The organism is Shewanella sp. MTB7 (assembly GCF_027571385.1).
In the GTDB taxonomy this organism is placed as follows: domain Bacteria; phylum Pseudomonadota; class Gammaproteobacteria; order Enterobacterales; family Shewanellaceae; genus Shewanella.
The window spans coordinates 1,132,573-1,145,464 of sequence record NZ_CP085636.1; the positions used below are offsets into that span (position 1 = coordinate 1,132,573).

10 protein-coding genes are annotated in these 12,892 nt (G+C 40.9%); 4 read left to right on the forward strand and 6 right to left on the reverse strand.

Annotated elements, in window-relative coordinates; translation table 11 throughout:
- Positions 1–61: 61 nt before the first annotated feature.
- A complete protein-coding gene (locus tag HWQ47_RS04605) occupies positions 62–643 on the reverse strand; it encodes a hypothetical protein (protein WP_269970009.1) in 582 nt (193 codons plus the stop codon).
- Positions 644–967: 324 nt separating this feature from the next.
- A complete protein-coding gene (locus HWQ47_RS04610; RefSeq protein WP_269970010.1) occupies positions 968–1,354 on the reverse strand; it encodes a DUF2541 family protein in 387 nt (128 codons plus the stop codon).
- Between the two features lie 238 nt (positions 1,355–1,592).
- Here HWQ47_RS04610 and HWQ47_RS04615 point away from each other — a divergent pair, with 238 nt between their 5' ends.
- Positions 1,593–1,967 carry a response regulator gene (locus tag HWQ47_RS04615; RefSeq protein WP_269970011.1) on the forward strand — a complete coding sequence of 125 codons (375 nt, stop codon included), beginning with the start codon at positions 1,593–1,595 and terminating at the stop codon, positions 1,965–1,967.
- A 260-nt stretch (positions 1,968–2,227) separates the two neighbouring features.
- On the opposite strand, the gene HWQ47_RS04620 is transcribed toward HWQ47_RS04615, so the two are convergent.
- A complete protein-coding gene (locus HWQ47_RS04620) occupies positions 2,228–3,091 on the reverse strand; it encodes a delta-class carbonic anhydrase (RefSeq protein WP_269970012.1) in 864 nt (287 codons plus the stop codon).
- A gap of 582 nt (positions 3,092–3,673) precedes the next feature.
- Between HWQ47_RS04620 and HWQ47_RS04625 the strand changes: the two genes are divergently transcribed.
- A complete protein-coding gene (locus HWQ47_RS04625; RefSeq protein WP_269970013.1) occupies positions 3,674–6,136 on the forward strand; it encodes an Ig-like domain-containing protein in 2,463 nt (820 codons plus the stop codon).
- Between the two features lie 100 nt (positions 6,137–6,236).
- On the opposite strand, the gene kch is transcribed toward HWQ47_RS04625, so the two are convergent.
- Positions 6,237–7,448: a voltage-gated potassium channel protein gene (gene kch, locus HWQ47_RS04630; RefSeq protein WP_269970014.1), complete on the reverse strand. Its 1,212-nt coding sequence runs from the start codon at positions 7,446–7,448 to the stop codon at positions 6,237–6,239.
- A 208-nt stretch (positions 7,449–7,656) separates the two neighbouring features.
- Positions 7,657–8,823, reverse strand: coding sequence for a membrane dipeptidase (locus HWQ47_RS04635; protein WP_269970015.1), 1,167 nt, complete (start codon positions 8,821–8,823; stop codon positions 7,657–7,659).
- Positions 8,824–9,358: 535 nt separating this feature from the next.
- Between HWQ47_RS04635 and trxC the strand changes: the two genes are divergently transcribed.
- Both trxC and HWQ47_RS04645 read left to right on the forward strand, forming a co-directional pair.
- The gene (trxC, locus tag HWQ47_RS04640; RefSeq protein ID WP_269971666.1) at positions 9,359–9,781 is read left to right on the forward strand and encodes a thioredoxin TrxC; all 423 of its coding nucleotides are present in this window, start codon (positions 9,359–9,361) and stop codon (positions 9,779–9,781) included.
- Between the two features lie 217 nt (positions 9,782–9,998).
- The gene (locus tag HWQ47_RS04645) at positions 9,999–12,242 is read left to right on the forward strand and encodes a peptidase U32 family protein (RefSeq protein WP_269970016.1); all 2,244 of its coding nucleotides are present in this window, start codon (positions 9,999–10,001) and stop codon (positions 12,240–12,242) included.
- 230 nt (positions 12,243–12,472) lie between these two features.
- On the opposite strand, the gene HWQ47_RS04650 is transcribed toward HWQ47_RS04645, so the two are convergent.
- A complete protein-coding gene (locus HWQ47_RS04650) occupies positions 12,473–12,868 on the reverse strand; it encodes a hypothetical protein (protein WP_269970017.1) in 396 nt (131 codons plus the stop codon).
- Between the last annotated feature and the right edge of the window lie 24 nt (positions 12,869–12,892).

The following is a 12,892-nucleotide window of genomic DNA, read 5'->3' on the forward strand; positions in this document are numbered from 1 at the left end:
TTGGCTTTGGTTGCTATGGTATACCACTGCTCTTGGGTGATATCTAGATCCGGATCTGCGTCTAACCCCCAAGGTAAGTCAGGCCAGTAAAGTAAAGTAGGGCGACATTCTCAGGCATAGAAACATAGAGGCTCTCAAAGCGATTTGTCCATGCTGGCCCATACTGTGCTAAAAGATGGTAGGAGATATTAACTTTATTGCGAAATGTTTGATCTCTTACAGGTGCTCGACGACCAATATAACCCGTTAGGTTTTTCAGTTGATCACCTTGAGCAGTGCTTAATCCGTAATATGTTTCTGCTTGTAACCTTGTTGTACCATCTTTTTGAGTAATAAAGCGTTGAGTGAACTCGCTCTCAGAAACATCGACATTGCTGTTAAAGGCTTCTACAAAATGATTTTTAAAAATTTGATGGTTTTCTGCTGCAAGTTCAAATATTAAACTCTCTTTGTCACTGCGCTCCTTTATATATTTTTTCAGTGTCTCAACTACTTGAGATTCGTATATGGTTGTTATATGCCAATAGGTTGCTCCTGCAACTAATATCACGATAAAAGTGAGGCGAATCGCCATTTGTAATAGCATTGATGTGGTAAGTCGATCTTTTAATTTTATAGCATCAAAATCTGAAATTAACTCCATCGGTTTCATGCGTCCCTACATACTCAATCCTTAATAAGCTAAGCAACCCTAAAATAGTGAAAAATAATTTATTATTCATTTTTATGTAAGGCAAGCTTAGTATAAAAAGTTGATATTTCAAGTGCATATACCCAACGTAGTGTTTGTTGGTGGTTGCTTCGATGAGAAACGTCGTCAATAAGGCAGTATTTTGTGGGTATGCATTTTGGGATCGTTTGATGATCGGTGGCTACACCTAAATGTAGTAGGAGAGAGCCGTTACTATAGGTAGCGGCTTTGAACATGAAGCAGAATGAGAACTTCATCCATTATGACTTGAGCTGATTAATCTTTACGGCCAAATACTTTCACGCCAGCTCTTGAGCCTACAGAGCTACCGAAGACTTCTAATTTCTTAACGCAGCGTTTGTAACCGAAACTACGCCATTTAGTTTCTTCATTTTTCTTAAGATCTCTGTAGAAACGAACAGTTTTAGTATTGCCATTATTAAAAGTGACGATGACCTTTTCAAGATTCAGCTTACGCTCTGCTTTTATCTTCAATGCATCGGTTTTACGGCAGATTAACAGTGGAATTATAGCGCCTTCACCACTGGCTTCCAGTACGATGGTCCGACCAAGTGTGATCTGCTCATCGGCTTTTGCGACAGATGTGACCGTAAGTACGCAGCTAGCAAATAGGATATGAGCCATCAGTTTTTTCATGTTCATGTATTTCGAATGTAAGAATCAAAAGGGCGATTACACTAGCTATTTGTATTGATTGACACCATTAGATTATGTACAAAACATGATTCAGATATCATTTCCTCCCATGGGGGAATCTAGCTCAAGTGCGTGACGTAGAAAATACCAAGGTGTTAGCTGCTTAGGAACACCCGAAGATATTGGAAAGCTGTTAGCTTTTTCGATACAATAAAATAAGTAATACTGGATTTAAGAGGGCTATATGGAACGAGCAAAAATTCTGGTTATTGATGATGATCCTATTTGTAGTGGGTTGTTACTTGCTATTTTGGGGGATGATTACCAAGTCATTAGTGTTAACACTGGTGGTGGCGGTATAGATGCCATTGATTCCTTAAACCCCGATCTTATCTTACTCGATATCACTATGCCCCAAGTTAATGGTTACCAAGTGATAAAGCATCTTAAAGCCGATTCATCCAAGTCAGCGATTCCTATTATAGTGATCAGTTCGTTAGTTGAACCTTCAGATAAAGAGTTTGCGCTAGAGCTTGGTGCCGATGACTATATAACTAAGCCAGTCATGCCTACGACAGTTCAGAGTAAAATTGAAAAATATTTTAAATCAAATGGTTAGAATAAAGTTAAAGCCTTAATGGTAAGAGGAAGGCTAGCCTTTATTCCTCGGTACATCATTGCGAGTTTTAGCACATCCGGTGCAGCGCTAACGAGCTTAAACATAAAATAACTATGTTTTTCACTCGTTGCAATCAACAGGGTCTTGTATGTTCCCTATATACTTAAGACATTTCCTCCGCTGACCCATAGGGATATGGGACATGTCTTTAAAGCGTATGGAATGCTTAAGACCATCTTGATGTTTGCTCTTACACTAAGTTAGCGAGTACTGGATAAGAGATCTGGATTGACTACCAGGTTTCTTACTCCGTGGGCATGATCTTCATCAAAGGCATTCGCTTCTAACCACTTACCAACACTGTAAATCTCAACTTTTATTACTTGTGGGCGTACGCTCCAACTTACCTGTAGTGGCGAAGCTATTTGGTTATAACCGGGGCCAGTAGTTGAACCAATATACTGTATAGGTGTTCCTGAGTTACTAGGAATATTCATTGCTTGATGCAGACCGTTTACCATACCTAGTTTAGTCAAATCGTCAAAACTCTCAGCTTCAGCATCATTCACTAACACGAACACTTGGGTCTCTACACGTAGCTGTGGGTTTTTATTGGCCTCACTGAGACATGCCCCTAACGTCGGACCAGGTGTTACTTTGGCCGTTGAATGCACATAATGAACCTCAATCGTGTCACCTGGATACAAACTACCGTGCTTACTGGCACCAACATCATGTGTTAGTGGAGTCAGTTCAGCCTCGGACAATTTTCCCGAATATTGATAACCGCCCTGATAACCAAAACCATCCCCATTACCGGCATGCTGGGTAAACTCACCGCCTTTGTGTTCTGCATTTTTATGGAAGTGGATATTACAAAGATTCATATCTGTATACACAGGAGCATGTGCAAATGTTCGTTTGTTATTACCTTGGATGTTGTCGATGTCTCTTGGTGACTGAGGACCGTAACCTTTACCTAAGGTATTATCAGCCAATGCAGCTCTTTGCTCTTCTATCACCTGATCAGAAACAGTGTAGCCTGCATCTTGTGTCGGAGTAGCATTAGCCAAAAATGGCAAAAACAGTGCAGTTGCACATAATACTCGAGTCTTATTACTCATCTTTTCGTCCTTTTTAGTAAGCAGCGCAAGTCTGCAAGGTATGGGGTTGAGTGAGAGGGAATTACAGGCTAGGCATAAGTTATTGATAATTTGTTTGGTTTGCAACCAGCAAGGAGTAAAAAGTAAAATATTTACGATTAAACCTCATTAACTTTACTACTGTAAACTGGTTAAGAGAATATATTGTACAACTTGAGTTTAGATGAAAATTAGAGCTTCACACTATTGTTTAAGTCGATGTTAAAACTCATCAATAATACGACCAGTAGACTTAGGCATGTCACAGTAACCAGTAGAGCTGCTTCATTATTCAATTATCGTTATTACATGTTGAGATCTGCACACTCGATAACATTACTGGAGTCTATTTTATTATCTTCATCGGTCATCTTTGGGAAAATCTTGATTTAAATTAACTTTGGGTTTGCTGTGTATTGACGTTCTCTAATGTTCAATTACTACCAAGATGTTATTGAATCGTGCCCGACTTGTTGTTATCTTGCGATCTGTATTTGTGGTGCGTAAATAATCAGATTTAGAGTGCTGATATTTTTGTTAAAAGGATATTTTAAAAGGGATTTTATGAATAATAAATTGTTATACATACTGGTTGCTGCTTCTATTCTTACTGCTTGTGGAGGGAGTGACAATAGTACATCAGACGTTACTCCAGAAGAGAATATTGCACCAGTCGCTGTTGATGATCTTGGCATAGCACAAGATAACCAATCCGTGATATTTGATGTACTTGAAAATGATATCGATGGCAATAATGATAACTTAACTGTTGAGGCTATTACTATAGCCCCTCAAAATGGCACCGCTTTAATCAATGATAATAAGATTATGTATACTGCTAACACGGATTTTGTTGGTAAAGATACCATGATTTACCGTGTATCTGATGGGGGTTTAACATCAGAAGCAAGCATCGACATAATAGTCAATCATACTATGACAATATCTGGGATTGTTACAGATAGCCCTATCGCGAATGCTACTGTGTATATCTCCTTGGGAGAACATGATTTTGTTGCCATTGCTGACACCGAGGGGAGGTATGAGTTGCCAATAGTCATCAATGACTTTGATGATATAGTAACCTTAAAAGCGCTTGGTCATCCTGATAATAATCAAGCTAATGTGGAGTTACTTTCTACTCTTGGCGGTGCAAAATCTTTGCTAGATAGTATAGATGCAGAAAGAAAGCTTACTAATGAAATAAGTAATTTAACCAATATCACCCACGTCTCTACAGCTTCATATTTACTTGTAAAAGACAGAAATAATAATCAAGATGTGACTTCAGTAGAGCAACTTAATAAATTGAGAAGCGAAGTCTCTCCTGAGGAGCTACTCGAGACTGCAGGTTTTATCAAATTACTCGTCGATAATTCAAGCTTTCAGATCCCTGATGGGACAACTTTGTTGTCCGTTTTAGAGTCGACAACTGGCAATACTTCAGAAGCAATTCAGGTTTACCTAACAGATAATAATTTTATAGATGAAAGTGGAGAGACCACTGAAGCCTTTGATCTTGCATTGGAAGTGGCAATTGCCGAGACCGTTGCAGATCCTGACGTGGTTGAGCAATTTTCGCAAGATATGTTTGCTGGTAAGAGAATTATCGAGCTTTTTGGAGCCAGAGAAGGCTGGAATGAGTTTAGAGCTAGTGGTTGGAGTTTTAACCCTGACGGTACAGCAATGAAATTTCAGAACAACTATGGAGGTCCAATTGAAAAGTTGAGCGCAAACTGGTCAATAAATGGAGGTAAGTTAGAGCTAGAATATCATGATTTAACGCCAAGCTTTCCTTTCATTAGTTATCCTTTTAATTCTTTAGTTTCTACTTATGGATTTGATTATTCAGTACAAGTTGCTTTAATGCAGGCTACTGAAGCAGGTCTGATTGACTATGATTTCCAAGTTGAGTTACAACAAGGGCTTACAAAGCAAACAGCAACCTTGTTAACAAGTAATGAAGCTAATTACCAGGTGAGTTTAAGTGGCGAATATGTCTATAAACTAATCATGCCTATTGGGATGAATTGGCAAGGTAATATGCCAGTATCAACGATGGATATCTATTCTACAGCAAGCTATTCCTACAACAGAGAGAACCTCTTTAACGATAAGACTATTGATGAGGTGGTTGGAAGTTGGGTGATGAATTTTGATTATTTAGCTCAAATTTATGTATCAGAGGATCACGTAAATGTTTTTTGGGCTGATAAAGTTGAAATCACAACTTTATCAGCTATTGCTGATAGAAGTGGATATGAGTTCTCATCAACGTTAGATGAGGGAACATTCTTAATGACGGAAGGTGATACTAGCTACAGAGTGACTCCATTTAAACAGGAAGGGAATAACTTCCTTGCTACGACAGAGAAGTGGGTTGATGGAAAGTTAGCGTTTATCGTGGCTGGGCAAATTGCAAAATTTGATACAAGCTTTAAAAATTTCACTGATAACCTAGTCACTGAACTGCCGGTAGCTCAGTTAGCCTTTATCAACGGGGCTATAAAAAACCAATGGGATGGGGATAAGTTAAAGATTGAGAATGTTTGGGGATATCACTTTAAAGTTGATGGGAGTTTAACTCGTGGCATATCGGGGCATTCAAAAGGATATGACTATAGGGATGATATTGAAGGAGACCATTTTCACTTAGGCGATGACCGATGGACTTGGGATAAAGATGCGAACCTCGTGAATTTACGTATGGAAAGTGATAAAGAGAGAAGACATCGTACCTGGGAAGTGCTTTCTATGGATGAACAGGGCAGGACCTTAGTGTTTGAGTATTCGACAAGAGGATACGATTATAACGGCAGTGGTGATATTACCGGCAGTGAGCAAGGAGTATTTATCTTTCCAAGAATTAATATCGTGACGAAAGAGGATTTGAGTCAATGGGAAGATGCTTGGAACAATACCGTTAATGCTGGAAATCTATCTCCTTACACGAATAAACCAACTAAAGAAGCTGTTGTTGGAAAAATAAACTTTAAAACACCGGCAAGAAGTATTGGGTTGAACTAGATATTTTCAATTTAGTATAAGATGCAGTTTAAAGCCGACAATTGATATTGTCGGCTTTTTATTGGAGGCTGTATTCTCCTCACTATTATCAAAGATAAGGTTAACTAGGTTTATCGAATAGCCCGTGGCCAGAGGTCAATAGCATAGAGATGAGCTTATCATTATCCAGTGGCTCACCACTGAGTACACTGGCGAGAATCTCACTACCAAAGAGTTGTGGTGATAACACTATGTCAGCCTTTACTTGCTTAACTCTATTCATGTTCTTGCTGTCGTTGACAGCAAGAACAGTCTTGACTTCAGGGCTCAGTTCTTTAGCCGACAGTACAATAAAGGCATTAGCCGCATCATCATCTGTCAGAGCCAGCAGTGCGCGACAGTTTTCCAGTCCCGCTTTGCTTAGTACGGCATCGTCTGTACTGTCGCCGGAGATGATGTCGCACTTGCTGCCAATACGTTGTTCTATTTGCGGAAATTCCTCTTCCGATCTACCGACAATCATAGTGACGTCTAGCCCTCGCTGCTTCAGCTGGGTTATCGTGCTGACTGCAAGAATCGACATTCCACAAACAATAAAGTGATCGTTTCTTTTCATATGCTGTTGATTACCTTTGACTAGTTTATTCAGTCCTCCGCGAATAATAGGGCCGAAAACGGTGGTGAGCGACGTGGCAAAAACGGTGATGCCAGCGATGATAATAGAGACGGTAAAGAGTCGTGCAGGTTCCGTCATGGGGATAATATCGCCATAACCCACTGTGGTCATGGTGACGATAGAAAAATAAAGCGCATCCATCAAGTTCTTTATGGTTGGGTGGAAACCATCTCCAAAATAGAGTGCGCCATAGGTAGAGTAAAACAGCAGCATGGTAAAACTGATGAAGGCAAAAATACCACCAGCAGTGGCACTAGAGTGATTGAAGTCTTTACCCAGTGCTAATAGCCCGATTAAGGTGATAACACAGAAGCTGATACTAAAGCTGAGGTGTGGGTAAAAATGCATGGTGAACACTAAGGTGATCAATAGCAAAATAATGCTGACAGCCCAGGCAATTCTGGCTCTAAAAAGCAGCCCAAAGGCATTGAGCATCAAAAACATTCCCAGCATAAACCATGGACCATTAGCGATACTGGCCCAATCTATGCCAGAAAAACTTTGAATATGAAACAGTTCAATGAGGTTAATAGACATGCCCCAGATAGTGTTAAATATCAGTAGGCCGTTAAGAAAAACTGCGAAGGCAATGAGGGAGTGGCGCAGTTCGAGCCAGAGGTTGATACTCTTTTGCCACAGGTGGGAATAACGATTCACGACAATAGCCCACATGATGAAAACAGATCAACATTCTAGCGCAATCTACATAGAGCAGCCAAATATTTTATATTTACAGGGATATCAAGACGAATATTTTGCTAGCAGAACAGAGTGCTGCGTTTACTAATCATTAGAGTATTTCACACATGAGTGAACTGTAAAATACAGTTCAAAAGAGATGAAGATAACTATGATTGCTTGGTCGTTAAACCAATACGTTGTTAAGTACTCGTTGCCAGTTCCCACCGAGGAAACGGTCTCTGTCAGTGGATTTGTAACGCGCTTTGGCTAGTGCGTCGTCGATGCGGCTCATGCGATCGATATTGTTAAGCTCTGGGATAACGACATGGGTAGGTTCATGTTTAAATCCTAAAACATTCTTAGCGGCTAAGCTGTGCCACCAAGGTAAGTATTCTTTGATCCCTTCGACATTATTATTGTCCAAGGCTAATAAGTTTTCTTGACCGCGCAGTGGGTAGTCGTTGGCGATGGCTGCACAATCTACGCCGCCGATACGAGCGACGCGATCAAGTTGCTTTACGTAATCTTCAATGCTTGGTACCGAATTATTGGTCAGCCAAAAACTCATCATAAAGACACCAAATACACCGCCGCTATCGCCAATGGCGCGGATCACTTCATCGGGTGAGCAACGGGCATTGTTGACGATGGAGCGAACCGCACCATGGCTTTGTACTATCGGGCTCTTACTGGCTTTGACGGTATTCAGTGCAGTTTGGGGGCTGGAATGGCTAACATCGATGAGCATGTTGCGCTGGTTAAGCGCAGCGATTAATTGATGCCCGTCTGCAGTTAACGGCTTATCGAGTCCTTGAAGACCGTCATTATCTAATGCGCCGCCGGCAAAGCGATTACCAAAGTGATGTGTCAGTTGTAATACCCGCAAACCTTGCTGATGAAATTGATCTAGATGTTGCCATGAATTGGTATCGCTATCGGCCTCAACGCAATCAGCCCCTTGAATTTGAAAAAAGACAGCGGTGCGATCTTGTTCAACGGCCAGTGCAATGTCTCGGCCTGTCAGGCCTGGCATTAATATGCTTGGGTTAGCGCTAACGATTTGGTTAGCTTGTTTAATGCTGGTCATACAAGCGTCAAAGGTACGCTTATAGTTAATCGTTCCGTCGGCCTGCTCAATGGTCTCAATGGCCGAAATATCACAAAGATAAGCATTGAGCTTGGAGGCTTTAATATCTGCTAGGTTGTCAGGAAGAAAGGATAGACCATCGATATAAAGGCGTTTTTTGGTCGCAGCAAATACAGATGACATTCCCAGTGGGCTTAATAGCGAGGCGGCAGCTAACCCTTTCAGCATATTGCGGCGAGTTTGATTGCAAGCGTTGTTGGTCATGGTGTTTCCCTTAAATACTTGCAATCAATGTTTGAGATTGATTAGCGAGCGGTAAATGCATTTAAGCATTAGCCTGTGTGGTCGTGCCAATAATATTGTAATAAGAACATTCACAATAAATGCATCGCAACCAGCAAAAAAAATAGTGTTTATCATCAATTAGTTCATGGTACAGGCATGTTCGGCTTTGGCAACCCTTTTACTTGATTGTAGGCCTGTTTAAATGACTTATCTAATAACAGAAATGAGACTAACCTTTTTTTGAGTAAAGGGTTAATGCTGTTAACTATTTCCTAGTCTCTGTGATATTGATCACAGCCTTGTTTTGGTCAGGTGTCTAGCTTCCTGCCTACAGTGTACTCTACTTGTGATATTTGACTAACGTTAAGCGACGGTGATTTTGGGTTTATTAACAAAGTCAGTGATTTTTAGTTAGTTCTATAAAACTCAAAATGGCTTGAATGCTTTCTTGAACTATGATCTGGTTAAATAGGCGACATATTGTCGCTGATTAGAGAGCTATACCCAAATGACCATTATCATAGCCTGCCCACATTGCAGTACCTTAAATCGCGTGCCTAATGAACGTCTGGATCAACAACCCACTTGCGGTAAGTGTAAGCAGTCCGTTTTTGTTGGCGCCCCGATTGAATTGACCTCAGCTAATTTCAGTCATCATGCTAACAAGTCTGAATTGCCGTTAGTTGTCGATTTTTGGGCTAGTTGGTGTGGACCTTGTAAAAACTTCGCACCTGTTTTTAATCAAGCGGCCAAAACATGGGAACCCAAATACCGTTTCGGGAAAATAAATACCGAAGAGCAGCAGGCTTTAGCTGCTCAGTTTAGTATTCGCTCTATCCCAACGCTTATGGTATTTAAGCATGGAAAAGTTATCGGCCAGCAAGCAGGAGCCATGACCGCTTCATCATTCAATCAATGGCTTGAGTCGCTGAAGTAATACTGTGAACATCCATAACAATGAGAACATGTATTGCGTTCTTATGGACACACATTATCGGCTTTGATTGAACTAAATAGAGCTTAATATCCCCCATAATACTAAGGTTAAGCATGAGCCTTTTTTGCTCTTTATTGACCATTACAACAGTAAACCCTGAAGCTTGTGGTAGGATCCACGCCGAAATTTAACTAAGCAATGAAATGGGTATGTCGCGATGAGTAGAAAAATTGAATTATTGGCACCGGGTGGGGATGTCGATGCGATCAAAGCTGCGATTGTTGCGGGTGCAAACGCCGTCTACTGTGGCCTAGATACATTCAATGCTCGTAATCGGGCAACTAATCTCTCATTCGATGATTTAATGGGGGTCATTGGGCTAGCACATCAATACCAGTGTGAAGTATTCTTGACCATGAATATTGTGATCCTAGAGCAAGAGATCCCGAGCTTAGTTAAGCTACTCAATCAAATCGTGAATATTGGCATCGATGGCATTATCGTGCAGGATCTGGGGATATTTAATCTGGTCAAGACGCATTTTCCTAGTTTGGCGGTACACGCATCGACCCAGCTTACTACCCACAACTCAGGTCAAATACGTTTTTTGGCCAAGATTGGTGCTACTCGAGCCAACTTGTCCCGTGAATTGAATCTCGGTGAGATAAAGAGTCTTACTGCACTTGCCCATGAGCATGGTGTGCTCACCGAGGTCTTTGTCCATGGCGCGCTTTGTATCGCCTTCTCGGGCCAGTGTTATTCGAGTTCGGTCAGTGTAGGCAACTCAGGCAACCGCGGCCGATGCAGCCAAGCTTGTCGCGATGAATATGAGATCACCAATGTCGGTAACCGATTCCCATTGAACCTAAAAGATAACTCCGCTTATTTCGACCTGCCAGAATTGGTTGACGCTGGCGTCGATTCGCTAAAGATCGAGGGACGTATAAAAGGCGCACAATATGTCCATACTGTGGTGGAGAGCTGGCGCAAACAGATAGATAAGTTTGTCGAAACCGGCAAGTTGTTATCCGATAATACCAACCTTTATAAGGTGTTTAACCGTGATTTCACTAACTCTTTTTTAAAGGGGGAACTCACCAAAAATATGTTTATCGATAATCCTCGAGATAATAGCTTTCAGCATGCCAACGATAAACATAACGCTATCTCTGTGGTGCAAATTCAAGCTGTGCAAAAAGACCTTTCTGCAGAGAAAAATGCTATTGGTGCTCAAGTCGCCGAAAAAATTAAGCACTTAAGTATTGCCAAATCGCCATTACACATCAGTTTTAGTGGACAAGCAGGCAAGCCGCTAACGGTTGATGTCAGCACCGATAAGCATGAATTTTGCGTACAATCTGAGATGACGCTCATTGCATCGGAGCAAGCGTCGGTGGATAAAAGTGCTATCGAAAAGCGCTTCAAGAGTCTGCAACATGGCAAATACGCGCTGCAAGGATTCGATTTCAGCGGCCTCGAAACGGGTCTTAATATGCCGTTTAAAGAGTTGACCCGAATTAAAAATCAGATAGCTTTTCTATTGAATGACTCGGTTGAGGTTATTGCTGCAGTGACTCTGCCTAAGTTGATAAAACATAGCAAGCTGACAGAAACGCCCACGCTATCAATATTGATAAGCGATGAGAAAGATCTGCATCTTTGCGATGTCACTGATGCTGATATCTATTTCAAGTTGCCGGAAAGTTTTAAGAAAAATTGCACTAAGTACATCGATATCTTGTTAAGAAACCCAAGACTGATCCCCTGGTTTCCAGCTGTGCTGATCGGCAAAGACTACCTCGAAGCGGTTAAGATTCTTGAGCAAGTCAAGCCTGCACGAATTGTCACCAATAATACTGGCGTGGCATACAAGGCATTTGAGATGAACATCGAGTGGATCGCCGGTCCTTTCATGAATACGACCAACTCCTATGCGTTATTAACGCTGCAACAAGAGTTAAATTGTGCTGGTGCGTTTATCTCTAATGAGATCAATCAGAACCAGATCAAAAATATTTCACGGCCAGCAAATTTTAAGTTGTTGTACAGCATCTACCACCCCATCCTAATGATGACCAGCAGGCAGTGCTTTTTCCAGCAAACAGTCGGCTGCAATAAGTCCAGTATTGAAGATGGCTGTATGCTCAAGTGTGAAAAAGCCACTACCATCACTAATATGAAAGGGATCTCTTTTGCAGTAGACAAGCAAAAAGGGGGTTATCCCAGCATCTATAACCATGAACAATTTTTGAATATGGATGTTATCGATGATTTCTCACACTTGTTCGATGAGTTCTTTATCGATTTGACCAATATAGGCTCTGGATCCAAGGCTGAGCTGGATAAAGTTCAGTTAATCCATCATTTTGAAAATCTAATCAAGGGCGGTCGTGATGCTAAGGCACAACTTGATGCCATGGTGACAGTGTCGACCCATGCCCAATACAGCCAAGGATTATAATGTTGGAAGGAGTGATCTTGTTTAAAGTAAAAGTGGGAGAGAGAGAGCGAATTGCTTTGGTAATGATTGAAATTGAATGAATAAAAAGGGGGAAGTAAACTGATAACTTAACCCCTCCTTTTATTTGTATCTTTAATTTCTAGATCTTGGTCGTTCAGATTAACTGTATGTACTAACGGTGTTAGACATTGTCAAAAAGACCTATTTAGTCGTCGAAGTCGTCGATATTGTTAAGCTTGTGGTGCAAAATCAGCTGCAGCAGCACGGTGAGCGGTATAGATCGCTTCGCCATCACTTTCAGCATCAAAAATAACGGTAACATCTGGTGAGAATAATAAGACATCACCTACTTCTGCCACATATTTAACATTATCAGTATCGCGTACCACGATTTTACCTTTAGTGATGACTTTGTATTCTACAGAATCATAGAAATACTCAAATTCAGTACCTGGAGACATAGTAAAGTGACCTATCGTCAATGCATTACTATTATTAGTCACTGCTACTTCTGCCATATCACTTTTTAAGTTGGCTACGTTAAGTAGCTTGCTTAGGTCATTTAGTTTAAAGCTACCTGATTTTATTAAAGTAATTTTGTTTTTTTGGATAGTTAAGCTAGTCATTTTTTTACCTTGAAAAAAGAATAA